This window comes from Cardiobacteriaceae bacterium TAE3-ERU3 (assembly GCA_019218315.1).
GTDB lineage: Bacteria > Pseudomonadota > Gammaproteobacteria > Cardiobacteriales > Cardiobacteriaceae > JAHUUI01.
Genome location: JAHUUI010000004.1, coordinates 84,818 through 109,792, shown reverse-complemented (window position 1 = coordinate 109,792; position 24,975 = coordinate 84,818). Strand labels below are relative to the sequence as shown.

Below are 24,975 nucleotides of genomic sequence, written 5' to 3'. Positions count from 1 at the left end.
TTTATGATTGTGGTTGCAAGTGTGGGTAAAAATTACACGGGCGGGTGCGGCTGTCAAGCTGGTCTTTAAGGACTTTGTTCCAGCCTGTTTTACATGCGCCGGTTGAGCCGGGTAGGGCGAAAATGGCTGTACGGTTAGCAATGCCGGCGACAGCGCGCGACTGCAGAGTGCTCATGCCGATTTCTTCGAGTGAGACTGCACGGAAAATTTCGCCAAAGCCTTGTATTTCTTTGTCGAATAATACGCTGATTGCTTCAGGCGTATTATCGCGGCCGTAAAAGCCTGTGCCGCCGGTGATGATGACGGCGTTGACTTCTGGGGCGGCAATCCAGGCGCTGACTTTGGCGCGGATGCCGTATTTACAGTCGGTGAGCAGGGCGCGCTCGGCAAGATGATGGCCTGCTGCGATGATGCTGTCTTCAAGATATTGCCCTGATGTATCTTCAGTAAGCGTGCGCGTATCGGATACGGTGAGGATGGCAATATTGAGTGGATGGAAAGTTTTTTCTGCATGGCTCATGTTAGGTGTCCTTATTGCATTAACGGTTCGCGCGGCAATGTTGCCGGGTCGGTAAGATGATCGCGCTGATAGATCTGGATGTTTTTATCTTCAGGAAGTTTATCCGGCTGACGTAAATCGTATTCCTCAGTGTAACCTTTTATGTCAATGCCAAGCCAACTTGCAAAGATATCGATAAAGTGAGCGCCACTGAGCGCTTTTTGGACCACACGGTGCGCTTGGGCATCACTATCAATCAGAATTAATGGGACTTCATAACTGTTAATGATGTCATCAGATTGAGTGATGGCTTGTGGTGTGATCGAGAGGCCGTGGTCGGAAAAATAGATTAAAGAATAGCTACCGTGCTGCGCGAGAATGTCGGCTGTTTGGTGAATGAAGTCGTCAGTCTTTTCAATACTGGCAAGGTAGCAGTTGAGATCTTGACCATGGTTGAGGTCAAAGTGGTTGGGGAAGCCGTGTAGGCGTTCGCAGGCAATAGGGTGCGAGCCAAGTGTGTGCATCACGATTAGGCGTGGGGTGTTGTTTGGCTCTGGCTGGTCAAGCGTGCTGGCCAATTTATCCAGCAGTAAATTGTCGTCGTAATTGGTATCAGCCCATGTACCGTTATTGAGGAATGTGGCTTTTTTGGTACGCATCGCGACAAATGAGGTTGAAGTATCGTATTTGCCGAGCCGTCCTTGATTGGATAGCCAATAGGTTTGATAGCCGGCTTTATTGGCAAGGGTGATGATGTTGTTCTCGGGGATGGCATTGCCGTGCTCATCAAGCTGTTGCAGGGTATGGGAAAGCGCAGCGATGGTGTTGGCGCCACTGGCTAACATACCGTCGATAAAGATACCGTTACTTTGATCAAGCCATGGTGTGGTTTTGTGTGGGTAACCATAGAGGGAAAAGTAATCTTTGCGCGCACTTTCGCCGATGATCAGAACATAGTTTTGGTAGCGGTTGTGGTCTGCATTTGTGCTTATTTGCCAGCTATCTTGCTTGGCTAAGCTGGCGACGAGTTGCTGATGGTTTTCTGTATAGCGAATGCTGTGGCGGATAGTATCGCGTATTAGCGTGCCTGGCCATGATGACATTAAAGTGTATAGAAAAGTAGGAATAATCAGTACGTATGCAATTTTACGTGCTTTAAATAGGGTCGCCGTACGGTAGTAAAGGATCGAAAGAATAATGAAGCCAATGCCAATAAGGTAACTGACCCAGCGGATGTTGCTTAGAAATTCCCCACTTTCATTTGGGGTGGTTTCCAGTGCGGAAGCAAGCATGGCCAGTGTAGGGCGGCCATAGATAGTTGCGATTGGGCTGTATAGCGCAAAAATCAGCAGCATAACTAGCGCTATTCGCAGCATCCATTTGCTATAGCGTGCGAGTAGCAATGCTGGAAGTAGTGGCCATGCGTATTTAATTTTGGTTAGCGTTGGATCAACCGCAGCAGTTGTTGCGATTGTTAGTAACACAATAATTATTAAATTCAGTATGTTTTTATTTCTATAAGACATTTTTAAAATTGTGGAAATATTCTTACGTGCTGTTGCGTGGATTAACCGCCGATCTGCGAGAGGTGGCGCATGATGCCGGGGTTGTCTTCGTGCAGGTGGTGGGTGGCGGGTTTGTGTATGAGCAGGCGTTGCAATTGTGCTTTGAGCCCGGCGACGTCTTCTTCTATAAGCCAGCGGCGCAGGTCGTAAGCGAGGCTATCAAATAGGCAAAGGTGCATTTTGCCGCTGGAGGTGACGCGCAGGCGGTTGCAGCTGGCGCAGAAGTCCTTGCTGTACGGGGCGATAATGCCGATGCCGCCGAGATAATCAGGGTGGGTAAACTCTTTGGCAGGTCCAGCCATTGGGCTGCGTTCGCGTAGCGTCCAGCCTTCGCGTATTAGGCGCTCAGTGATGGTTGCGGCGCTGACGTGTGATTTTTTGAATAGGGCTTCGTTATCGCCGGTACGCATCAGCTCGATAAAGCGCATGGTGATTGGGCGCTGCTTGACGAAGGCGAGGGTGTCGTCGATGACTTCGTCTGCGGTTTCTTTCATCAACAGCGCGTTAAGCTTGACGTGGCAGCCGTAGTCGAGCATTTGTTCGACACCGCGTAAGATGCTGTGCAGGGCATTTTTACCGGTCATTTTGGCGAAGGTGTCGGCGTTGAAGCTGTCTATTGAGACGTTGAATTGTGCAACACCTGCATCGTGTAATGGCTGGTAGAGCTTTTCGAGGCGGTGACCGTTAGTCGTCAGTGCGACTTTTTTGATGCCGGGCTGTTCGGCGCAGATGCGCACGATATCGGTGATATCGCGGCGCAGGGTCGGTTCGCCGCCGGATAGGCGGATCTTTTGCGTGCCGCTTTCGGCAAAGCCACGTACTAAAGTAGCGATTTCGGGTATGGTGAGGTCGTTAGGGTTGCCGCAAGCCTGATAACCATCGGGTAGGCAATAGACGCAGCGGTAATTGCAAAAGTCAGTAACCGATAGGCGCAAGTAAGCAATGCGGCGCTTGAAAGGGTCTATCAGGTTGCTCATAGTTGGCCGCCCATGGCAAAGCGGTTGGTAAAGGGTACGACGGTGACGTATTCACCAGCAGCTTTGTCGCCATCATCCGCTTCGAGCACGATAAAACAGTTGGCGCGTGCAAGGCCATAAATGCGGTGTGAGTCCTGCCTGCCTTGTGGGGCGACTTGCCATGTGCCGTTGTGCTGGGTGAGTAAGCCGCGCTGGAAGTCTTGTCGGCCGGGGCTTTTGTGCAGGGCGTCTGCGAGGGCAACATTTGCGGTCAGCGTCGGTGGTGCTTTTGCGCCAGAGAGTTGCCATAGAGCTGGTGCGATGATTTGCTGAAAGCCGACAAAGCCGGAAACAGGGTTGCCGGGTAAGCCAAAGTACCATGCTTCACCAATTCGCCCATAAACAAACGGTTTGCCGGGTTTCATTTTGACTTTGTATTGGCGGATTTCGCCGAGTTCACTGACGGCCGCTTTGAGGAAGTCGTAGTCGCCGACTGAGACACCGCCAGAGGTGATGATGACGTCACATTCCTGAGCAGCTTTGGCTAATGTGGCTTTGATGCGCTCGAGGTCGTCATTAATCAGGCCGTAATCGACAACTTCTACAGGTAAATCAGCGAGTAGTGATTTGATCATTGCACGATTGCTGTCGTAGATTTGCCCGGCTTCGCTGAGTGGCGTGCCAGGTGCGACCAGTTCGTCGCCGGTAGAGAATACTGCCACTTTGAGTGGCGCATAAACAGCTACTTCACCATATCCGACACTGGCGAGCAGTAGAATGTCGGCTGGGTGGATGATTTGCCCGGCTTGAATAACGGTTTCGCCTTGGCTGAGTTCTTCGCCTCGGTAGCGGATGTTGTTGTGTGGTTTGCCATGGCGAGTGAAGGTGATGTGTTTGTCATCTGCCTGAATGTACTCTTGCATTTCGACGCTGTCTGCACCTTCAGGAACGACTGCACCGGTCATAATACGGACGCATTCGCCTTGGCTGATTTTGCCGATAAATGGCTTGCCGGCAATGGATTCGCCGATCAGGGTCAGGGTTGTGCCTTCGGCAAGGCCGTCTTCTCCGCCAAAGAATGCATAGCCGTCCATTGCCGAAACATCCGCAGCGGGAATTGCGACGTTGGATTGTACGTCTTCGGCGAGTATCTGGCCTCGTGCTTCGTCGAGCTGTACAGTTAGTTGTTTGTGTTGAATGGCATTTTCAGCCTCGCTACCAATGAGGGTATTTAGTTCTTTTAATGAGATCACACCCTACCTCCTTTATTTCGTGCTCTATTGTAACCTTTTTATCGGTTTTTACATTGATATAAATCAATTATCAGTATGGTTATATTTGCTTATTTACATGGCGTATATCGAATTTACAAAAATGCTTCAAGTACGTTGTTGAGCAGAGCAAAGCCGCGAGGCGTTGTCCTCAGATGGTGCTCAATATTCGGCTCTATGAGCCCTTGATTGATCAGTGGCTGTAGGGTTGGGCGTAGGTCGCCTAGAGTGAGAGCTGTGCGCTGCTCGAGGTAGGTGGTGGGTACGCCGCTTTGCAGGCGTAAGGCATTCATCATAAATTCAAAGGGCTGTTCATCATGAGAAATGGTGTGCTGCTGATCTTGATAAGGGTTTGCGTAGTCACTGTTGGCTTTTTGATAGCGGGTTGGTGCGCGGTATTTGCTGTTGCGGATAATCGTTTTATTGCCACTGGTGCGTTTGCCGTGTGCGCCTGCGCCAATGCCTAAATAGTCGCCAAACTGCCAATAATTGAGGTTGTGGGTACTGGGTCGGTTGCGCGTCCATGCGCTGGTTTCATATTGGGTGAAGCCAGCGCTGCGTAGCAATTCGCTGCCGCGTTCGTAAATCTCTATCTGTCGCTCGTCGTCGGGTAGGCTTGGTGGGTTGGCATAAAAAGCGGTGTTTGGCTCGATGGTGAGCTGATACCAGCTTAAATGCTCAGCGCCAAAAGCGATGGCTTGCTCAAGGTCACTGAGGGCTTGTGCGGTACTTTGTTGTGGTAGGGCGAACATAATATCCGTGTTGATACGTTCAAACCCTGCTTGCTGGGCGATGGTGATTGCACGACGTGCTTCTTCACTGTCGTGAATGCGGCCGAGCGTTTTCAGGTGTTGTGGATCGAAGCTTTGAATGCCTATGGAAAGGCGGTTGATGCCTGCGGCGCGGTAGTCACGGAACTTTGCTTGTTCGAAAGTGCCGGGGTTGGCTTCCAGCGTGATTTCGCAGTCGGGCGCGAGTGTCATGCGCTCATTGATGCCATCAAGCAGCGCAGCGATGGATGCTGCGCTGAAAATGCTGGGAGTGCCGCCGCCGATGAAAATACTGGTTAGGGGGCGAGGATCGCGGTCGTGATCAAGGTCTGCAAGCAGGTGCGTGATATAGGCAGATTCATCCGGTTGGCGGCGTAAGGCATGTGAGTTGAAATCACAGTACGGGCATTTCTGTACACACCACGGAATGTGCACATAGAGGCTCAGGGGAATATCGTTCAATCTTGGTAGTACTCGTTCAACGGTAAGGTTTGCAGGTACTTTTGTAGTTGGCGTTGGTGCTTGCCTGGCTTTCTGTCGCGTTGTTCCGGTTCAAGCTTAGCTTGCTCTTCGCGGTGTTTTTGCATTTCTCGCGTGAGTTGGCGGATGTGCTGAAGGTCAGGATCAGCGTAGCGGGCAAAGAGTTCGCCAACGATTTCAGGGTCATTTTCTGCCAGACGCTCAATTTCACGCTGGATACGCTGCATTTTTGCACCGTCGTTTAAAAATGGGTGGTTGATGTGTTCATGAGCGTGGCGAACGGCTTCGACATCATGCTCGTCAAGTAGGCGGGTGAGGTAGTTGAGATGGCGCTTGAATGCGTTGCCTTGTAGGCGCTTGCCTTCGATTAGTGCTGCTTGTAGGGTCTCAGTGATGGGTAAAAGTCCATATTGCCCTGAAGGCAGGGTGAGCAGTTCTTGGACAAATGTTTTGATTTCTTCACGTTGGCGCTTTTCTTCACTGCGGTTGGCGCGGATGACACGGCCTTCTTCGTCGTATTGTTTTTCCTGTTCGGACATGATGATTTGGGTATGGCAAATGTAAATGTGCGGCTATAATAGCAGCCTTTTTGGTCGCTTGCGGGGCGCTTTATTTATGAGGGAGGTTCGAGTGCGATTTTTGCTGGCTGTAGCACTGATTCTGTACACAGGGTGGACATGGGCGACGATATTGCCAGCTGAGGTTGCGGCGATGCTTGATAAGCATGGCGTTAATCGTGATGATGTCAGTATCTGGGTTCAAGCTGTTGATGCTGATCAGCCTCTTGTGGAGCTTAATGGGCAGCGGCAGCGTAACCCTGCATCTGTTGCCAAGTTGCTGACAACATCCGCAGGGTTAATCCGACTGGGGCGTGACTACCGTTGGCAGACGCGTTTTTACGTCGATGCACTGCCAGATAATAATGGTGTTGTGCATGGCAATCTCTATATTGAAGGTGGTGCTGACCCATTTTTGGTTGAAGAGCGCCTTTCAGCTATGATCGATACTTTGCGTGAACGTGGCATTCGCCATATTACCGGTAATATCGTTCTCGATGAGTCGCTATACAGGCTTCCTGCAGAGGCGCGCGACCGCGAGTCATTCGATGGTAATCCTTGGGCGGCCTATAACGCGGTACCTAATCCGTTGATGGTTAATTTTCGCACCATTAAATTGACGATGCGCCCACAAGGGGGAAGTGTTGCATTCGATTTGTGGCCAAATATCGTCAATTGGAAAATCGATAATCAGATGAATGTGAACAATGGTTCTTGCAGTAAGAACTATGCTCCGATTGTCAGTATTGAGCGCGATGATATGGGCTATGCGACGGTCATCTTAAAAGGGCGTTACAGCTTGCAGTGCGGAAAGCGCGAAGTGACGGTTGTTATGGGTGAGGCTGTTGAGCAGTTTTATTATTTATTTCGCGACCTCTGGTATCAGAAAGGTGGAACGCTTGATGGTGCGGGGGCGGTTGGTCCGCACCCTGCTCAGGCCAAGCTGTTTTATACAGGGGAGTCGCTGCCGTTGTCTGAGTTAATTGCGATGATGAACCAGCAGAGTAACAATGTGATGACGCGCCAGCTGATGCTCTCGCTTGGTGTGGAAACCTATGGCCGGCCGGGTAGTCTGCAAAAGGGGCGTGATGCAGTCATTAATACCCTTAGCGCATTTGGCGTCGATACTCATGGCATGATTATTGATAATGGCGCCGGATTGTCGCGGATTAGCCGCGTAACTGTTGCACAGTTAGTTATGTTAATGCGGAGCTTGTATTATTCCGATAAAAAGCAAGTATTCCTCGATTCGCTGGCTGTAGCAGGTGAAAGTGGGACATTGCGCAAGCGCTATCGCGGTGAGCGTCTGGGCGGCAATTTACGTGGAAAAACCGGTACGATTGATGGGGTTCGCGCTTTTGCTGGCTTTTTGCGCAGTAAAAGTGGTCGGGATTATGTTGTCGTGATTATTGGTAATGGTAAGGCGGCTTTGCCGAGCCGCTATATGCAGGATGACTTCTTTCGCTGGGTTGAAGGTAAATGAAGATAAAAAAATTGTTTATTGCCGGATGCATGATGCTGCTTGCGGCGTGCTCTGATGTTGAACTGCCCGCTTCACAAGCTGGGTCATCACTTAATGAGCTGGTTTCCAAGGCAAATGTGCAACAAAAGCTTACTCAGCGTGGTTTTGAGTGGGGTGCACCTGCATTTATCCGTATTTTCAAAGAAGAAAATATTCTTGAAGTATGGCTTGAGCGTGAGCAGGGAGAATATGCCTTATTTCAGCAATATCCAATTTGCACTTACTCAGGGGATCTTGGCCCCAAAAAGCGTGAGGGAGATAAGCAGTCTCCGGAAGGATTTTATGCTTTTGGTATGCGGCATTTAAATCCTAATAGTCGTTATCACCTATCATTTAACCTCAACTATCCAAATGCTTATGATAAAGCTCATGGATATACGGGGAGCTATTTGATGGTGCATGGCGATTGTGTTTCGGTGGGTTGTTATGCCATGGGTAATCGTCAAATTGAAGAAATTTACACATTGGTAGGCTCTGCTTTACAGCATGGACAGCCGTTTGTGCGAGTGCATGCCTTTCCGTTTCGCATGAGTGAAGAAAATTTGGCGCGACATCAGTTTTCCCCTCATATCAATTTTTGGCGCATGCTTAAGCCCGGATATGACGCATTTGAGCGCAATCATAAGCCACCGGTAATAGAGGTCGTTGATGGTCTATACCAGCTTCGCTAGAGTGCTGAAGTAATGAAAAGTATGTCCATATAAAATAATCCATATATATAGAATGTGTTTGCTTTCAGCCTGTGTTAGTATTTTGGCGTCCAAAATTATATTCTACAAAACAGGGTAAGGCTTAAATGAAGGGGATAATACGCAGTTTGGCTCTTTGTCTCACCGTATTATGGAGTGGCTCTTTTGCTCAGGAGCTGGAGGCTGGAGGTGAAACGGCAGAGGATGAATTGCAGTCTCAACCAATGCTCTTTCGTGTTGGCAGTGGCTACAATAATGGTATTTATTTCATGCTTGCTACGGTACTGGGTGGGATAATCTCTCACCCTGAAGGTGATTTGCCCTGTGATCACGGGGGTAATTGCGGGGTCGATAATCTGCTTTTGGTTAACGTTTCAACGCCCGGTTCTGCAGCGAATATCAAAAAGCTGGAACGCAATGAGGTTGATTCGGCATTTGTACAATCAAACATTGCTTATTGGCGTTACACCGCAAGCGGCCTTTACGTGCAAGACAAGCCGTTTGATGAGTTACGTGCTTTAGCCAGCTTATATCCGGAAATGCTGCACTTGGTTGTACATGCTGATAGCGACATCAAAAATATCGAAGATCTCGCCGGTAAGCGGGTCGCGGTGGGGGCGCAAAATTCCGGTACATTTATTAATGTAGATGAGCTGCTTGCAGCTTATGGTATGAATGCTTCACAATTTGATGCGGTTTATGATGATGCACCTCAAGCCGTTGAGAAATTTCTCGATAATGACGTAGATGCGGTGTTTTTTGTGGCTGGAGCGCCTACGCCACAAGTGCAATATTTGAGCACACAAACAGATATTCGTTTGATCCCAATCTCGTCAGTACAAAGAGATGCGTTGCTTTCGCACAATCACTATTACACCAGCACCGTCATACCAAAAGGTATGTATCAAGGGATAGATGAAGATACGCCAACTGTTGCTGTGCAAGCGCTATGGGTCGTTAGAGAAGATCTCGATAATGAGCTTGCCTATCAGTTGACTAAAGCTTTATGGCGCGATGATCACGCTTATTGGCTGCATCGCGTCTTACCTGATTCCGCATTGAGTATTGCCCACTCGTTGGACGGTATCGGAATACCGTTACATCCAGGTGCGAAACGCTATTACAACGAAATAGGAAAACGCTTTTGAAACGCAAAGCTCAGCTTGTGGTTATTTGAGAAATCGCCGCTTGGCGCGTATTATAGCGCTAATTGTAAGCTGGCTAGTCTAGCAAGGTATTATTAAGATTCAGGAACTGAATATGTCCGAAAGTTATCAACAAAATAAATCATCATCGGGGCTTTACGGCGGCAACGCAGAATACGTTGAAGCGCTTTATGAGCAGTTTCTCCATGATCCGGAAAGCGTCAGTGATACGTGGCGCCAATATTTTAGTGAGCTAAAGCAAGACAGTACTGAGGTTTCACGCCTTGACGTACAAGAGCGCTTTGAAATATTGGGGCAGATGCCTGCTGTCGCATCTTCAGGTGAAGGCGAAAGTCAAAAGCAAATGGGTGTACGTAAGCTGATCCACGCTTACCGTTTACGTGGACACCGTAAAGCCAAAATTGATCCAATCAATCTCCGTGGAGAATATGAAGTTCAAGAATGTGAGCTGGCTTATAACGGACTGGATAAATCAGACCTTGAGACAACATTTGCTACGGATAATGCCTTTGGTAAGTCTGAACTGAAGCTCAAAGATTTGGTCGCAAAACTGGAATCAGCCTATGCAGGGCATTTGGGTGTTGAGCTTGCGCATGTTTGGGAATTGGAAGAGCGTCGCTGGTTTTTTGAACGCTTGGAAAAGCATGCAGAAGACTATGGCTTTAGTGCGGAAGAAAAGAAGGTATTCCTTGAGCGCTTAGTAGCCGCAGACGGTATGGAAAAATATCTGCACAAGCGTTATGTCGGTCAAAAGCGCTTTTCTCTCGAAGGTGGCGATGCGCTGATTCCATTGATGCAGAATCTTGTCGACCACCTTGGTCGTCACGGTACAGAAGAAATCGGTATCGCTATGGCACACCGTGGTCGCCTAAACATGCTGATCAATATTTTTGGTAAAAACCCCCAAATGCTGTTTGATGAGTTTGATGGTAAGTTCCAAGCCGCTGAAAACCGTAGTGGTGATGTGAAGTACCACATGGGTTTTTCGTCTCGTATTGAGATTGATGGCAAAGAAGTCGACTTGTCGCTCGCCTATAACCCATCGCATTTGGAGTTTGTTAATGCGGTACAGATGGGATCTACTCGTGCGCGTCTTGAGCGCCGTCGGCACGATAGCGATCCGGATAGTAACATGCTTGATATTGCCAATAAGGCAGTACCAATTTTGATCCACGGTGACGCAGCTTTGGCTGGTCAAGGGATCAACCAAGAGACGTTGCAGCTATCTCAATTGCGTGGTTATCAAGTAGGTGGTTCTATTCATATTGCCGTTAATAACCAAATCGGCTTTACTACGTCGAACCTGAAAGATTCGCGTTCTTCCATGTACTGCACAGATATAGCTAAATCTATTCAGGCACCTGTGTTGCACGTCAATGGGGATGATCCTGAAGCAGTCGTATTTGCAGGTAAGCTGGCAGCAGATTATTTGCTCAAATTCCAGAAAGATATCTTTATTGACTTGGTTTGCTACCGTCGCCTCGGGCATAACGAAGCTGACGAACCATCAGCGACTCAGCCCAGAATGTATGAAAAAATTCGCAAGCATCCTGTGCCAGCAGAAGTTTATGCTGAGCGCTTGGTCAAAGAAGGCGTTATCGATAAAGAGACCTATAAAGCTATGCAGGATGATTACCGCCAGCGCCTAGAAAGCGGTGAGCGTGTTGCACCTGCGAAAGAAATTGACAGCAATGCCCGCGACGAACTTTATCTTGAGTGGTCTGCATTGCGTGAGCAAGATTGGGGTAAACCGGTTGATACCACCTATCCTGCACAAGAAATCAAAGATTTGGGCAAGAAAATTTTTACCGCACCGGAAGGATTTAATGTTCATCCGATTGTTAAGCGAATGCTTGATACTCGCTTGAAAATGATCGCGGAAGATCAGGCATTTGACTGGGGAACTGCAGAAAACCTTGCATATGCAACTTTGTTGAATCAAGGCTATCAAGTGCGTGTATCCGGTGAAGATTGTGGCCGTGGAACGTTTTCTCATCGTCACGCTGTCTTGCATGATCAGCAAACAGGTGATAGCTATATGCCTCTTGCTCATATTAAAGAAGATCAGCCTTCTTGCCGTATTATCGACTCGCTACTTTCAGAAGTTGGTGTGCTTGGCTTTGAATATGGCTATGCTACAGCTGAGCCCAAGGGCTTGATTATCTGGGAAGCTCAGTTTGGTGACTTCGCCAATGGTGCGCAGGTCATTATTGATCAGTTTATCGCCTCCGGTGAGACCAAGTGGGGTCGCTTCTGTGGCTTGGTCATGCTATTGCCACATGGCTACGAAGGGCAAGGGCCAGAACACTCATCAGCACGACTGGAGCGCTATCTCCAATTATGTGCAAAAGACAATATGCAGGTTTGTGTGCCATCTACACCTGCTCAGGTTTATCATATGTTGCGCCGTCAGGTTTTGCGTGAATTCCGCAAGCCATTAGTCGTCATGACGCCAAAATCATTGCTGCGCCACAAACTGGCTGTGAGTTCATTAGAGGATCTTGCTGAAGGGCATTTCCATGAAGTCATTCCAGAAATTGATGATATTGCAGCAGATAAAGTGAAGCGCGTGGTGTTGTGTGCTGGTAAAGTCTATTACGACTTACTGCAACGCCGTCGTGATGAAAATATTGATGATATTGCGATCATTCGCGTTGAGCAGTTGTATCCTTTCCCGGTACAGCAATTGCGCGATTTGCTGTCATCTTATCCACAAGATGCACAATTGCTATGGTGTCAGGAAGAGCCGCGAAATCAGGGTGCTTGGCATCAAATTTATGAATCATTGCTTGATGCTGCACCAGAAGGTCGCCGCGTCTATTATGTTGGCCGAGAAGAATCCGCATCCACAGCTGCCGGTTACGCAAAAGTACATGCCGCAGAGCAGGCTGCTTTGGTCGATCAGGCACTAGATATCACTAATTAATAAATTGCTTTCAGAGGTAAAAATATGAGTACAGAAGTAAAAGTTCCTGAGTTGCCAGAGTCGGTTGCAGATGCGACGTTGGTTAACTGGCATAAGCAAGTTGGTGACTTTGTCGAAGAAGGCGAAAATCTGGTTGATTTGGAGACAGATAAAGTCGTCTTGGAAATGCCTGCGCCAACCTCAGGTACCTTAAAGGAAATCATACAGGAAGACGGTGCCACTGTTACTTCAGGTGATGTTGTTGCTATTCTTGAAGCAGGTGAGAAGCCAGCTGCAGAGGGTGGTGAGAGCGAAGCCAAGGCTGAGCAAACTGATGAAGAAAAGTCTTCAGCAGCAGAAAATAAGGCTGAGAAGTCTGGTAATAAGAGCAGTGATACAACTGATAAAAATGCGAGTCCGGCGGCTCGTAAATTGGGCGTTGAGAACGACATTAACACTAAAGATGTTGCTGGCTCAGGTCGTGGCGGGCGCGTAACCAAGGCTGATGTGAAGCAGCATATGGCTGGTGGCGGCTCACGCCATGAAGAGCGCGTACCGATGACACGTATGCGTAAGCGTATTGCTGAGCGCTTGATGGATGCTCAAGCAAGCACTGCGATGCTGACTACCTTCAACGAAGTTAACATGAAGCCAATCATGGATCTGCGTAAGAAGTATCAGGATCAGTTCGTTAAAAAGAATGACATCAAGCTTGGCTTTATGTCGTTCTTCGTCAAAGCTGCAGTGGATGCGCTTAAGCAGTTCCCGGCTGTGAATGCTTCAATTGATGGCGATGATATTATTTATCACAACTACTGTGACATCGGTATTGCTGTATCTGGTCCTCGTGGCTTGGTTGTGCCAATCCTGCGCAACAGTGAATTGATGGGCTTTGCAGATATTGAGCAAGGCATTAAAGATTTCGCAGACAAGACCAAAAACGGTACGTTAAGTCTTGAAGAAATGACCGGTGGTACATTCTCTATCACTAATGGTGGTACATTTGGTTCGATGATGTCGACACCAATTTTAAACCCACCTCAGAGCGCTATTTTAGGCATGCACAATATTGTTGAGCGCCCAGTAGTGGAAAATGGTGAGATTGTGATCCGTCCAATGATGTATTTGGCGCTATCTTACGATCACCGCATTATCGATGGTCGCGAGGCTGTAAGCTTCTTGGTGGCGATTAAAAATGCTATTGAAGACCCAGCCCGTATGCTGCTTAACGTCTAAAATTCTCAACAGGGCGCGTCAGTCGCGCCCTTTATTGTTACGGTAATTAAAAAGGTTTCGCTATGAGTCAACAATTTGACGTCATCGTAGTTGGTGGCGGTCCTGGTGGTTATGTCGCTGCTATCCGCGCGGCTCAACTTGGTTTTAAGGTCGCTTGTGTGGAAATGTGGCAAGACGATGAAGGTAAAGATCGCTTGGGTGGTACTTGCCTTAACGTAGGTTGTATTCCTTCAAAAGCACTACTGGAGTCCTCTGAATTATTCCACAAGGCTCAGCATGATTTGGAAATCCACGGTATCGACGTGTCTGATGTAAAAATTGATATCAGTAAGATGTTGGCACGTAAGAATCAAATTGTTGAGCAACTGACTGGTGGTATTGCACAGCTATTCCAAGCTAATGGTGTTGAATGGTTGAAAGGTCGTGGTAAATACCTTGGTGACAAAAAAGTTGAAGTGACTGCTCATGATGGTGATGTCAGTGAATATAAGGCGTCCAAAGGGGTTATTCTTGCATTTGGTTCTGTGCCAGTTGATATTCCTGTTGCCAAAATGGATGGTGAGAACATCGTCAGTTCTACCGGTGCACTAAATTTTGATCAAGTACCAGCACGACTTGGCGTTATTGGCGCTGGTGTTATAGGTTTGGAAATGGGTAGTGTATGGCGTGCGGTTGGCTCAGAAGTTACCGTGCTTGAAGCTACTGATGCTTTCTTACCTATGGCTGATCAGCAGCTCGCCAAAGAAGCTCAGCGAACATTTAAAAAGCAGGGTATTGAGATCAAGCTTGGTGCAAAAGTCACTGGTGCTGAAGTTAAAGACGGCGAAGTGGTCGTCACTTATGAAGACAAAAATGGTGAACAGAGTGCGACTTTCGATAAGTTGCTGGTCGCTGTTGGCCGTAAGCCAAATACGCAAGATGTGCTTGGTGAAGGCTGTAAAGTCAAAATTGGTGAGCGTGGATTTATTGAAGTCGATGAGCACTGCCGTACTGCCGAGTCTGGTGTGTTTGCAATTGGTGACTGTGTACGTGGTCCAATGCTCGCACATAAAGCCAGTGAAGAAGGCGTGATGGTCGCTGAAATACTTGCAGGCCAAGCTGGTCATGTACGTTATGACGTTATCCCTTCTGTTATCTATACACACCCTGAAATGGCGTGGGTAGGGCAAACAGAAGAGCAGCTGAAAGAAGCAGGTGTGGATTACGTTAAAGGTGATTTCCCGTTTGCGGCTAATGGCCGGGCAAAGGCAATGGATGCGGCTGGAGGATTTGTGAAAATCCTTGCTGATGCAGAAAGTGATGAAATTCTTGGCGCGCATATTATTGGCCCTAATGCGTCAGAAATGATTCACGAGTTGATCGTGGCTATGGAGTTTTACGCTGCAAGTGAAGATATTGCCCGTATCGTTCATGCCCACCCGACGCTTTCTGAGTCAATTCACGAAGCTGCTTTGGCCGTTAGTGGTTCTGCGTTACATAAAGTGAATCCTAAGAAGAAAAAGTAGTCAGTAATTGGCGTCGCCTTATTGCATAAGCGATAAAACGAAGGCTCCTAAATTTATTTAGGAGCCTTTTTGTATAAATATTTAAGTAAGTTCTGGGGTTCAGGAGTCAGAGGTTATACTTAATACTTTATTTTGTTAAGTAATCTCTCCATTTTAAATATTTTTGATTTACTCTCATTTTACAGAGTAAGTTATCGATTTATATTTTGACTTCGAAATATAAATTAATCATTATCAATAGGTGTCAAAATATCCAAGTAATGATAGTATATTAAATTAAATATTAGTATTGAAAATGTTATTGCGTAGAATTACTACTACTTTGGCTATGATGATAGGTATTGTAAGTACAATACTACTTTTTAAGCTTAATTGAATAGGTGATGAGATTAAAGTGGATAATTAAAAATGGGTAAGTATATTCTGGCAACAGATTCGACGAGTTGTTTACACTATATAGCACCGCACGTAACTGATGTGGAAATTTTACCTTTGTATCTTTTTATGCGTAATCAGCCAAGAAGAGACTCTATAGATATAACTATCGATGAGTTTTTACAATGGATGAATGACCATCCCGATGAGTTGCCATACTCTCGACCTCCATTGGAATATGATATTGATCGCATGATTTGTCGCTGGATAGAGCAAGGTTATGAAGAAGCTTTGTTTGTGACGCTTTCTGGAGCAATTAGTAAGACCAATGAGTTGGTTAAAAAAAATGCGTTAAAGTACAAAGATAAAATAAAAATAGCTGTCTTTGATTCGCGTAGCCAATCTGTGGCACAAGCGATGTTGTTACTCGAGGGTAAACGCCTTTTAGAAAGTGGCAATAGTCTTTCTGCGACGGTAACCAAGCTTGAGTTTATGCGTCGCCGTGGGCAATTGTTTTTTACCTTACAGACATTGAGCTACCTTGTCCGTAATGGTCGTTTTGATAAAAAGAAAGCAACTGTGGCCAATTTGTTTCGTGTGAAGCCTATTCTAAGCTTTAATGAGGAAGGTAGTATTATTCCTATCGAACAAGCATTAGGATTGAATCAGGCAATGCAAATTTGTATTGATAAATGTGAAGAGTTTGTGTTAGGTCGGTCTGCGACAATTTTTGTTAGTCATGCTGGCGATAAAAAAGGTATAGAGTTTCAAAGGAAGGTGGAACGTCATTTTCCAGAGACTCGGATATTAAGCGTACTTACCTCACCCGTTATTGCCTGCCACACTGGACCTGGTTTATACGGTATTGGTGCGTTCTTAAATGAGTAATATGCTCTGCTAGAGTGATGATGCAACTATTGCAAATTTTGTGTTTGCATGCGTCCTGATGACGGCATTAAATGATTATTTAACTGCTGGTTATAGCCGTATTGTTAATCAAAAAGCTGCCCAGATGCTATTGGATATCGCATGCTTTGGGCAGCTTTTCTACTGGTGAGATTGTTCTGTTATTTGTCGGGCATTTCAGTAATATTTGCTTCTTGCGCATCAGCTAGCGTACCGAGATTGGTCACATTATTGTAGCCAAGGTCTTTTAATGTCTGCGCTGCTATTTCAGCACGGCGACCACTTCTACAATAGACAAAAATCTCATCATTTTTATCGCTAGTCAGCTCAGTGATTTTTTCACCAATTTCATCGTAGGGAATATGCTCAGCATTGTTAGCGTGTTCTTCAGCGTATTCATCAGCGCTGCGTACGTCAATGAGATAAGCTTCGGCCATTGCTGTAGATGTAGCAAATAAACTAACCAACATACAGAGGCTGATTAGGCGTTTGGAGATAGACATGAGTATAGCCTCAAAGGGAACCATTTTATCTTGCTGCTATGTTTGGCGCCAGTATTTTTGCCTTTGCTGAACAGAGAATGATAACTGGTGGTCGAATCTTATAATTTTACTTGCTGGGATCCGGTTCAAATGGTAAAAAGCGAAGTTATTACCTGTTTATTTTGGAGAATCGGATGCAATATGTATCAACGCGCGGTGGAGAGTCTTTAGGGCAGTTTTGTGATGTATTGCTGTCGGGTCTGGCAGCAAATGGTGGATTGGCGATGCCACAGTCCATTCCACAAATTTCTGCTGATGATCTCACAGCGTGGCGAAAATTGTCATATGCCGATTTGGCTTATCAGGTTATGTCGCCTTTCATCAGTGATATCCCGGTTGAGGATCTGCAAGAGATTTTGCAAAAAACATACCGTCCTGATGTTTTTCACAGTACTGATATTACTCCATTACAGCAATTGGATAATGGGCTGTATCTTCTTGGATTATCTAATGGCCCATCGCTGGCATTTAAGGATATGGCGATGCAGTTCCTTGGCAATGTGTTTGAGTATGTGCTGGCGAAGCGTGGGCAATCAATTAATATTCTTGGCGCAACTTCTGGCGATACTGGCTCGGCCGCAGAATACGCAATGATTGGCAAGCATAATGTGAATGTCTTTATGTTGTCACCACACGGGCGTATGAGTGCATTCCAACAGGCACAGATGTTTAGCCTCGATGAGCCAAATATCTTCAATATTGCTGTGGAAGGGGTCTTTGATGACTGTCAGGACTTGGTCAAAGCCGTCAATAGCGATGCAGCGTTTAAAGAAAAATATCATATCGGCGCAGTTAATTCGATTAACTGGGCGCGTGTTTTGGCGCAAACGGTCTATTATTTCAAGGCTTATCTGGCATTGGATCTCGAAAATGGTGAACAGGTAGATTTCTGTGTCCCCTCAGGTAATTTCGGCAATGTATTTGCTGGGTATCTTGCCAAGCAAATGGGCTTGCCAATCGGTACTTTATTGGTTGCAACCAATGAGAACGATGTACTTAATCAGTTTTTTGCTGAGGGTATTTACCGAGTGCGCCCATCAGCTGAAGTGGCGAAGACGTCCAGCCCGTCGATGGATATTGGTAAGGCATCAAATTTTGAGCGTTTTTTGTATTTGATTGCCGGATGTAATGGCGAGCAAGTTGCAAAGTGGTATGAAGAGATTGCTCAGCAGGGCGAGATTGATTTGCGCGATACGCCATTTTGGCATGCTGTACAGCAGTCTGGCTTTAGCGCAGGACGCTCTACACACGAAAACCGCCTCAGCGTGATTGCTGCATTATATGCCCATGATGGGGTGCTTATTGATCCGCATACAGCTGATGGTGTGTACGTTGCGGAGTTGTATTGCCGTGCATATGATAGTGGGCGGCCAATGGTGTGCTTGGAGACTGCATTACCAGTTAAATTTACAGATACTGTTGTGGAGGCTACGGGGATTGAGCCAGATCGTCCCTCTCGCTTTGATGGCATAGAAGAGCAGCCACGTCATGTCGACGTCCTACAAAATGATGTGTCCGTACTTAAAGACTTTATTACCCAGCGCATAGCAAACATCGAAAGTTAGTAGAAATCTGTTAGGCGTTTGAATCAGCACCCAATTCATGACTTAGTGTATTGGTAAAGAGAAATATTATGGGTTTGATTGGTTTATGCATATTTTTTAGTGCATAAAGGGTTGGTTCAATGGTATATTTCTTTTTAATAAAGTAGTTAATTGTTTTTTCTGCTTTAGCCTATGGACAGATGGAGGAGATGGAACATGAGTGTTGAAAAACTTTGGGATTTGTCAGGTAAGGTTGCGATCATCACTGGTGCTGCAAATGGTATAGGGCGTGCGAGTGCATTGATGCTCGCTGGTGCAGGTGCTGATATTGCAATCGGTGATTTGGATATGGACGCAGCCGGAAAAGTTGCCGATGAGATTCGAGCAATGGGACGTAAGGCGATTGCTGTGCCATGTAATATTCTCAAGGATGAGGAAATGGTTGCGGCGGTTGAAAAAACGGCTTCAGAGCTTGGCCGTATTGATATTTTGGTTAATGTAGCTGGTGGTGGTGCCGGAGGGCGTGAAGATCCAGGCAAGATAACGGTTGAAGATTTCGAACGTGATTTCCGTCTTAATGTTTTTTCAGCATGGCGCATGATTCAGCTCTGTGCACCGCATATGGAAAAAGCAGGTTCTGGTTCGGTGGTAAATATTGCGTCAATGGGTGCGATCACCACTAGCCCAAAAATGAGTGGCTATGCTTCCTCAAAAGCGGCCGTTGTGCATATGGGGGCAAACCTTGCTTTTGATTACGGCCCAAATATTCGTATTAATGCTGTCGGCCCTGGCGCCACTCGTACCCATGCGCTCGAAACGGTATTAACGCCAGAAATTGAGCATGAAATGCTCAAGAATACGCCGATCAAACGCCTTGGTGAACCAGATGATATTGCAGGTGCAGTGTTGTATTTTGCTGCGCCAATTTCTGGATGGGTTAATGGTCAGGTCTTGTTTGTGAATGGCGGTGGCGTGCAAACGCTGGGTTAATGATCCTAACTGTGACCTGTGCTATTCAGCCCTGCTACAAGCAGGGCTGAATCTTTTTGGCCTTGTATAAGTGACGTTGTGTTAAAGATTAAGAGGTTGTCTACTCTTCAATACTCATTATCTATATTATGTTTAGTTAGATAATTTAACGATTAAGAGGATGCTATGCCACACAATGCATTGTTTACTCCCCTGAACATAGGTAACCTCACTGTGAAAAATCGTATTTTCATGGCGCCACTCACAAGGTTGCGCGCAGTTACGCCTGGGGATGTGCCTTCCGCACTTGCAGTTGAATACTATCGCCAACGTGCTGGTTCAGGTTTGATTGTTGCCGAGGCGACAGATATCTCACCACAAGCGCGTGGTTGTGAAGGTGCACCGGGTTTATATAGCGAAGATCAGGTTGTTGCATGGAAAGCAATAGTCGATGCCGTCCATGCTGAAGGAGGGCATATTGTTGTTCAGTTGTGGCATACGGGGCTGGTATCGCATAAAAGTTTACAACCGAACGCCAAGCGCCGATCTCCGCATCTGCAGTAAATATTGGATCACGCACATCTTTGCGTGATCGTGACGGCTATACCATTCGCACAGAAGCAACACCATCTCGTGCTGCAACTCGTGATGAAATTGAACAAGTTATTGCTGATTATGCGCATGCCACGCGTTGTGCCCAACAAGCAGGTTTTGATGGTATTGAAATCCACGCTGCGCATGGCTATCTGCTGCAACAGTTTTGGAACGAACACACCAATAAGCGCACAGATGAATACGGAGGAAGTAAGGAAAACCGCGCACGCTTGATGTTGGCAGTTGTAGATGCTTGTGTTGAGGCTTGGGATGTGGAGCATGTCGGGCTGCGCCTGTCTCCGTTGGGTAAGTTTAATCAAGTAGATGCTGGCTACAATGAAAAAGACAGTATTTGGTTGATTGAGCAGCTTAACCAGCGTAATTTGATGTATCTACACTTGTCTGAGTGTGAATGGGCTGGCGGAAAAGCGTATAGTGATGATTTCCGCCAAACCATCCGAAATACTTTTACAAACCCGATTATTGTCGCTGGTGGTTATGATGCAGACAGTGCTGAAAAGGTGATTGGTGCGGGTTATGCTGACGCAGTCGCTTTTGGTCGTGACTATATCGCTAACCCTGATTTGGCAGAGCGCATCCGCTGTGGTGAGCCGCTTAATCAGCGCGATGAAGAGACGACTTATGGAGGAGGCGCGAAAGGCTATACAGATTATCCGTCGATGGAGAAAAGCTGATAAGAGTCAATAGCAAAACTCCCCCATAAAAGAGGGGCTACTTGAAGAATCGAAGATAAATCCCGTTATTATCGGACTATGCAGCCACCAGAGTAAATCTCATCACTAAGGGGACGGCCAATTGCTGCAAATTTTCCATCGCTATAAAAGCCAATGGCCGCATTGCTGTAGATGGCTGGGTTTGATCCAGGCTCTCTCAGGAGGTGATGGCTGCCCATAGTGCTTGTCTCAAGTATCAGCTCACTACCGTTAGCCGTACTGTAGCGCGTGCGCAGTGTGTTGCCGTCTGCACAATGCCATATCGTCCATTTATCGGCCGTGATGGGTAAGTTTGCCTTTGGTAGCGCTAATTGTTTGCTTGATAGGCGTGTGTCTGAGTTATTTCCTGCACAGGCTGCGAGTAATAAAAGTGTAGAGGCTAAAATCAGGTGCTTTTGCTTCATGTTATTTCCTTATTTGTTTTACCAAGCACGAACAGTAGCGCTGCTATATGGCGTGTAGTTTAATCCTAAGCGGTACTGATACACTTTTTCGTATTCTAAAACACGCTTGACGTAGTCACGAGTTTCGTTAAATGGGATTTGTGCAATCCATTCATCAAGCGGTAGGTTAGGGTATTCAGCAAGCCATTTTCGCGCACGATGTGGCCCAGCATTGTACGCTGCTGCAGCGTAACCTAGGTGGCCAAATTCGCGCAGTCGGTCTGCAAGATACTGGCTGCCGATAGTGAGGTTTGTGTCAACGTTGGTCAGCTGGCTCGTTCCACCATATGGAATGTTATAGCGCCGTGCGGTGTCGCGAGCAGTGGCGGGCATCACTTGCATTAGCCCCAAAGCACCAGCTGGAGATTTGATTGTTGGTTGGAAAATACTTTCTTTGCGGATAATAGCGTATATGGTTGCCGGGCTCAGCGCATGTTTGGTCGCCAAGGCCCGTACGCGCGCCTCATAATCGGTTGGGAATCGAACGTTAAGTGCATCCCAGTCCTTTTCTTTTGCCAGCGTACTGATGGCGTGAATATGCCAGCCATATTTATCTGCAAGCAGTGCAGCTTGGCGTATTTGAGCGTTGGTTTTATTTTTAATCAAGCTTTTCCACTCGTTAATCGCACGGCTTTCCATACCCATGTTTTGGAAGATGCGCATGCGGTATGCTTCAGGTTCGCTGAGCAGTGCTTGTTCGATACCAATATCACGAGTGATTGAGTGATCATTGAAGGCATAGGATTGCCCCAGTTTTTCGGCAGCGAGAAAGCCAAAAAAGTCGCGCTTGTTAGCGGCTTTCTGGTAATACGTCTGGCTATTGCGTTGATTGCCCAATTTTTCATACGCTTTGCCTACCCAATAATTGATTTCAGGGTTGTTATCTTTACTCGCAAGCCCTTGGGCAAAGGTGGCAACGATACTTTGCCAGTCACCTCTGCGCAAAAAGTAGGCGACCATATCATAAGCGGTATTGTCTTCTTGCATGTCGGCCGGGATGCGTGCCCATGTTTGGGTTGCGCGAGGGTCGTTATTACTGGCCAATGCACGAGTCAGGCGGTTATATAGCTGCGCTTCCAAATCAGGGTCGGCAATTCCCGGTTTGTTTAGCTCAAATGCCATTGAGGCAACGCGGTTAGTATCTTTAAAAGCCTGACGGCTGAGTGCGTTGACCAATGCACTTTGCTGCCAAAATGGATCGGTGATGGTCATCGCCTGTTGGTAAGGCGCATTGCCACTGACGATGCTGAGCCAGATATTGGCTGCGAGAATCCCATCACTCGGTAGCATGGTTGAAATATGGCGTGCTACACCATAGTTGCCTTCTCTCATGGTGAGGATAAAGCGGTTGCGTATGTCGGCCGAGGTCAGTTTGCCACTACGTACGGCTGCGGCAAACAGAGGATCACATGCAGCTTCAATACTGCTGGCTTTCTGCCAAAGATCGTTAATGCCATTAAATGCTGCTTGTTGGTTACCGCTGGCTAATTGTGCCAGGCGGTATTCACACTCAATGGATTCATCCGCAAAACGGGGGTCGTATGTTTCGATGATTGTTTGATATTGTCTGCTTGACAGCCAATGTGGGAAAGCTCTCTCAGCCAACCAGCCAGAAAATGGGGCGGTAGGGTGAGCGCGAAGGAAAGTTGAGATAACGCTGCTTGGCGTCGTGGCAAGATTATCCCGATAAGCTCTGTATTGAAGGTAGGGATATAAAGGATGACCTTGCATACTTGCGACAGCACTGAGTGGTGCACCAGCCTTAACCAGTTCTTCATTATCGAGTAGACGTTGTTGCGCATGACTGATACACGCGGAAATTGAAACCAGCAGGATGAATGCTTTTCTCATGATTCCTCTTGGCAATTGATGGGTTGCAGGTATTTATGGGGTTGCATGTTCATACGCTAGCAAGCGTATACGTGCGGTAGCAGTAAAGCTTATCATGGTGGAAGCGTGATATTCCACATCTGTTTGTATACATTATCATAATCCGATCAGTGCGGGATTGCTGCGATAGCGGCGATAATATTGCATTACTTTGGGTACATACGCTTTAGTTTCAATAAACGGTGGAATTTTATAGCCGTACTTGATGACATTTCCCTCACCGGCATTATAACCAGCGATGGCCAGCTGCATATTGCCATTGAACTTTTTGAGTAGCCATTTAAGGTAAGTTGCGCCACCGCGGATATTTTGTCCGGTATGGAAAGGGTCACTGACGTTAAATCGCTTTGCTGTTGGCGGCATCAGCTGCATTAACCCCTGAGCACCAGCATGTGATACGGCACGGGATTTATACGCTGACTCTGCTGAGATCACGGCATGGACAAGGTAAGGATCAACGCCAATTTCCTTGGCTATGCGGTTGATTTGGGCACTGAGGCCACGTTGGCGCTCGAGAAATGCGCCACTTACAGCCACATTTAACCCGGTACGTACGGCTTGGGCAATTTCTTGGGCAACGATTTGGAATGCAGCAGGGCAGTTCTTGGTTGGCTCCAAATGAAGTACGCGCCCATTAGCGCTGGTGATTGTGCCACCACAGCTGCCGCTGGTATTGAGGTAATCCTGATCGTATGCTGCGATGGTTGCATGGCGATCACCCAAGCGGATTTCTCCTCCGCTAGAGCCGGGCGTATGGTCGTATGAACGGGTTGCACATTCGTAGGCATGTACTTCACCATTGATTTCTACTCTCCCGGCGCCACTGCACGACAGACTATTTTCATTGCCATTACCCAGATTTTGCGGCTGGCCGATGCTTTTGCTTACAGCCGCAAAAGAGCGGGAAAAAAATGTACAACGCTGAAAATTTTTACGGGCATTTTCATTGACGAAACTTGGTAAGCCTTCATCGTCATAGCATTTATAAATATCACCCGGCTGTGATGAAGTCGTCGCTATTGCTGCTTGTGTAGCAGCAGAGTCATCGCCAGTGTCTATCGTGGTGTGTTCCTCGGTTGTGAGCTTGGTTGCCTCATCACCTCCTTCGCTCGTTACCCCCATGACTTGGCAGTTTTCCGCTGGTGGGTTGATGCTTTGAATAATGGATTGATCTCCCTGCGCATCTTGGCAGAGATAAATCTTTTCCCCTTCGGTATTAAGATTTTTTGCGGCTAAGTTATCCGCTATTGGAGGGCGTTGCTCGTCTGTTTCCAGTACGTTCACTTTGATTTCCGAAGCCAGATTGTGGTCATTTGATGCTGAAGCGACGGAAGGGCGCACCAATGCTTTTGCGCCACCTTTTGCGCCCATAACGATACAAGATGCCTTGGGCTTGGTTTTGGCTTCTATAACCTGACTTTTTGCCGTACCGTTACCGCTTGCCGGGCAGAGATAAATTTTAGTGGCGTCTTCTCGATAAATTCGTGTTGTGGGTAAGGCGTATTGAAAAATAGGAACGGGCGTCAACGGTGCGTAGGGGACGTTGCTGAAATCCAGTGGTGGCGGTACAGAAGGGAGCACTCCTTCTGGAGGCGTATTCGAAACGGTTAGCTTACCTTTGGCTGGTGTTTGTGGCCTGGGTTTTGCCGTCTGCTCCGGAGCAGAATCAGATTGCTTTGGTTTGATCTTATGAATACTGTATGGCTCACATGCTGGCGCAGGTGCTGATGTGGCACTGACCACATTGTCAACGCCACTGGGGTCGGGGCATAGCCATAAATTATCTGTTGCTGCGCTATATGCCCTGAAGCTAATCAGGGCAAAAAAAGCGTACAGCCAAGGTCGGAGCTGCACCAT

18 protein-coding genes and 2 pseudogenes are annotated in these 24,975 nt (G+C 47.1%); 10 read left to right on the top strand and 10 right to left on the bottom strand.

The genetic code is table 11. The features are described from left to right. Position 1: 1 nt before the first annotated feature. From moaB to KRX19_08955, 6 genes and pseudogenes are all read right to left on the bottom strand, one after another. Positions 2-520: a molybdenum cofactor biosynthesis protein B gene (gene moaB, locus KRX19_08980; protein ID MBV7435153.1), complete on the bottom strand. Its 519-nt coding sequence runs from the start codon at positions 518-520 to the stop codon at positions 2-4. Between the two features lie 11 nt (positions 521-531). Next, complete coding sequence (locus KRX19_08975) at positions 532-1,983, bottom strand: phosphoethanolamine transferase (protein ID MBV7435152.1); 1,452 nt, start codon at positions 1,981-1,983, stop codon at positions 532-534. An 83-nt stretch (positions 1,984-2,066) separates the two neighbouring features. Beyond that, entirely contained in the window at positions 2,067-3,041 is a 975-nt protein-coding gene (gene moaA, locus KRX19_08970; GenBank protein ID MBV7435151.1) for a GTP 3',8-cyclase MoaA, read from the bottom strand. Beyond that, positions 3,038-4,201 (bottom strand): annotated as a pseudogene (locus KRX19_08965) (molybdopterin molybdotransferase MoeA). The gene moaA and the pseudogene KRX19_08965 overlap by 4 nt, the downstream one beginning before the upstream one ends. A 185-nt stretch (positions 4,202-4,386) precedes the next feature. After that, on the bottom strand, positions 4,387-5,523 hold the full coding sequence (gene hemW, locus KRX19_08960; protein MBV7435150.1) for a radical SAM family heme chaperone HemW: 1,137 nt from the start codon (positions 5,521-5,523) through the stop codon (positions 4,387-4,389). Beyond that, positions 5,520-6,080, bottom strand: coding sequence for a DUF615 domain-containing protein (locus KRX19_08955; protein MBV7435149.1), 561 nt, complete (start codon positions 6,078-6,080; stop codon positions 5,520-5,522). The genes hemW and KRX19_08955 overlap by 4 nt, the downstream gene beginning before the upstream one ends. Before the next feature lie 76 nt (positions 6,081-6,156). Between KRX19_08955 and dacB the strand changes: the two genes are divergently transcribed. The 7 genes from dacB (at position 6,157) to KRX19_08920 (ending at position 16,384) form a co-directional block, all read left to right on the top strand. Next, positions 6,157-7,581 carry a D-alanyl-D-alanine carboxypeptidase/D-alanyl-D-alanine-endopeptidase gene (dacB, locus tag KRX19_08950; GenBank protein ID MBV7435148.1) on the top strand — a complete coding sequence of 475 codons (1,425 nt, stop codon included), beginning with the start codon at positions 6,157-6,159 and terminating at the stop codon, positions 7,579-7,581. Next, the gene (locus KRX19_08945) at positions 7,578-8,291 is read left to right on the top strand and encodes a murein L,D-transpeptidase (GenBank protein MBV7435147.1); all 714 of its coding nucleotides are present in this window, start codon (positions 7,578-7,580) and stop codon (positions 8,289-8,291) included. The genes dacB and KRX19_08945 overlap by 4 nt, the downstream gene beginning before the upstream one ends. A 125-nt stretch (positions 8,292-8,416) precedes the next feature. Then, positions 8,417-9,457 (top strand): TAXI family TRAP transporter solute-binding subunit, encoded by a 1,041-nt coding sequence (locus KRX19_08940; GenBank protein ID MBV7435146.1) that lies wholly within the window; start codon positions 8,417-8,419, stop codon positions 9,455-9,457. 112 nt (positions 9,458-9,569) lie between these two features. Beyond that, the gene (locus KRX19_08935; GenBank protein ID MBV7435145.1) at positions 9,570-12,401 is read left to right on the top strand and encodes a 2-oxoglutarate dehydrogenase E1 component; all 2,832 of its coding nucleotides are present in this window, start codon (positions 9,570-9,572) and stop codon (positions 12,399-12,401) included. Between the two features lie 24 nt (positions 12,402-12,425). Continuing rightward, positions 12,426-13,616, top strand: coding sequence for a dihydrolipoyllysine-residue succinyltransferase (gene sucB / locus KRX19_08930; GenBank protein ID MBV7435144.1), 1,191 nt, complete (start codon positions 12,426-12,428; stop codon positions 13,614-13,616). 62 nt (positions 13,617-13,678) lie between these two features. Then, positions 13,679-15,121: a dihydrolipoyl dehydrogenase gene (lpdA, locus tag KRX19_08925; GenBank protein MBV7435143.1), complete on the top strand. Its 1,443-nt coding sequence runs from the start codon at positions 13,679-13,681 to the stop codon at positions 15,119-15,121. 408 nt (positions 15,122-15,529) lie between these two features. Further along, positions 15,530-16,384, top strand: coding sequence for a DegV family protein (locus KRX19_08920; GenBank protein MBV7435142.1), 855 nt, complete (start codon positions 15,530-15,532; stop codon positions 16,382-16,384). A 179-nt stretch (positions 16,385-16,563) separates the two neighbouring features. Here the strand turns inward: KRX19_08920 and KRX19_08915 are convergent, their stop codons facing one another. Next, on the bottom strand, positions 16,564-16,905 hold the full coding sequence (locus KRX19_08915) for a rhodanese-like domain-containing protein (protein ID MBV7435141.1): 342 nt from the start codon (positions 16,903-16,905) through the stop codon (positions 16,564-16,566). 173 nt (positions 16,906-17,078) lie between these two features. On the opposite strand from KRX19_08915, the gene thrC reads away from it, so the two are divergent. The 3 genes and pseudogenes from thrC to nemA all read left to right on the top strand — a co-directional run bounded on the left by thrC (position 17,079) and on the right by nemA (position 20,746). Beyond that, positions 17,079-18,509 (top strand): threonine synthase, encoded by a 1,431-nt coding sequence (gene thrC, locus KRX19_08910; protein ID MBV7435140.1) that lies wholly within the window; start codon positions 17,079-17,081, stop codon positions 18,507-18,509. A gap of 195 nt (positions 18,510-18,704) precedes the next feature. Then, on the top strand, positions 18,705-19,478 hold the full coding sequence (locus KRX19_08905) for a glucose 1-dehydrogenase (GenBank protein MBV7435139.1): 774 nt from the start codon (positions 18,705-18,707) through the stop codon (positions 19,476-19,478). 165 nt (positions 19,479-19,643) lie between these two features. Further along, positions 19,644-20,746, top strand: a pseudogene (gene nemA, locus KRX19_08900) (N-ethylmaleimide reductase). Positions 20,747-20,814: 68 nt separating this feature from the next. Here nemA and KRX19_08895 read toward each other — a convergent pair. The 3 genes from KRX19_08895 to KRX19_08885 all read right to left on the bottom strand — a co-directional run bounded on the left by KRX19_08895 (position 20,815) and on the right by KRX19_08885 (position 24,975). Continuing rightward, the gene (locus KRX19_08895; GenBank protein ID MBV7435138.1) at positions 20,815-21,189 is read right to left on the bottom strand and encodes a hypothetical protein; all 375 of its coding nucleotides are present in this window, start codon (positions 21,187-21,189) and stop codon (positions 20,815-20,817) included. Positions 21,190-21,207: 18 nt separating this feature from the next. Beyond that, complete coding sequence (locus KRX19_08890) at positions 21,208-23,079, bottom strand: transglycosylase SLT domain-containing protein (protein ID MBV7435137.1); 1,872 nt, start codon at positions 23,077-23,079, stop codon at positions 21,208-21,210. A gap of 135 nt (positions 23,080-23,214) precedes the next feature. Then, positions 23,215-24,975, bottom strand: coding sequence for a lytic transglycosylase domain-containing protein (locus KRX19_08885; GenBank protein MBV7435136.1), 1,761 nt, complete (start codon positions 24,973-24,975; stop codon positions 23,215-23,217).

What these genes read in the sequence shown, in the direction of transcription:
- moaA (MBV7435151.1), bottom strand. Translation starts at nt 3,041, where the DNA reads ATGAGCAACCTGATAGACCCTTTCAAGCGCCGCATTGCTTACTTGCGC.
- KRX19_08940 (MBV7435146.1), top strand. Translation starts at nt 8,417, where the DNA reads ATGAAGGGGATAATACGCAGTTTGGCTCTTTGTCTCACCGTATTATGG.
- KRX19_08955 (MBV7435149.1), bottom strand. Translation starts at nt 6,080, where the DNA reads ATGTCCGAACAGGAAAAACAATACGACGAAGAAGGCCGTGTCATCCGC.
- KRX19_08895 (MBV7435138.1), bottom strand. Translation starts at nt 21,189, where the DNA reads ATGAAGCAAAAGCACCTGATTTTAGCCTCTACACTTTTATTACTCGCA.
- KRX19_08905 (MBV7435139.1), top strand. Translation starts at nt 18,705, where the DNA reads ATGAGTGTTGAAAAACTTTGGGATTTGTCAGGTAAGGTTGCGATCATC.
- KRX19_08935 (MBV7435145.1), top strand. Translation starts at nt 9,570, where the DNA reads ATGTCCGAAAGTTATCAACAAAATAAATCATCATCGGGGCTTTACGGC.
- KRX19_08945 (MBV7435147.1), top strand. Translation starts at nt 7,578, where the DNA reads ATGAAGATAAAAAAATTGTTTATTGCCGGATGCATGATGCTGCTTGCG.
- moaB (MBV7435153.1), bottom strand. Translation starts at nt 520, where the DNA reads ATGAGCCATGCAGAAAAAACTTTCCATCCACTCAATATTGCCATCCTC.
- KRX19_08890 (MBV7435137.1), bottom strand. Translation starts at nt 23,079, where the DNA reads ATGAGAAAAGCATTCATCCTGCTGGTTTCAATTTCCGCGTGTATCAGT.
- thrC (MBV7435140.1), top strand. Translation starts at nt 17,079, where the DNA reads ATGCAATATGTATCAACGCGCGGTGGAGAGTCTTTAGGGCAGTTTTGT.
- dacB (MBV7435148.1), top strand. Translation starts at nt 6,157, where the DNA reads ATGAGGGAGGTTCGAGTGCGATTTTTGCTGGCTGTAGCACTGATTCTG.
- KRX19_08915 (MBV7435141.1), bottom strand. Translation starts at nt 16,905, where the DNA reads ATGTCTATCTCCAAACGCCTAATCAGCCTCTGTATGTTGGTTAGTTTA.
- KRX19_08885 (MBV7435136.1), bottom strand. Translation starts at nt 24,975, where the DNA reads ATGGTGCAGCTCCGACCTTGGCTGTACGCTTTTTTTGCCCTGATTAGC.
- lpdA (MBV7435143.1), top strand. Translation starts at nt 13,679, where the DNA reads ATGAGTCAACAATTTGACGTCATCGTAGTTGGTGGCGGTCCTGGTGGT.
- sucB (MBV7435144.1), top strand. Translation starts at nt 12,426, where the DNA reads ATGAGTACAGAAGTAAAAGTTCCTGAGTTGCCAGAGTCGGTTGCAGAT.
- KRX19_08920 (MBV7435142.1), top strand. Translation starts at nt 15,530, where the DNA reads ATGGGTAAGTATATTCTGGCAACAGATTCGACGAGTTGTTTACACTAT.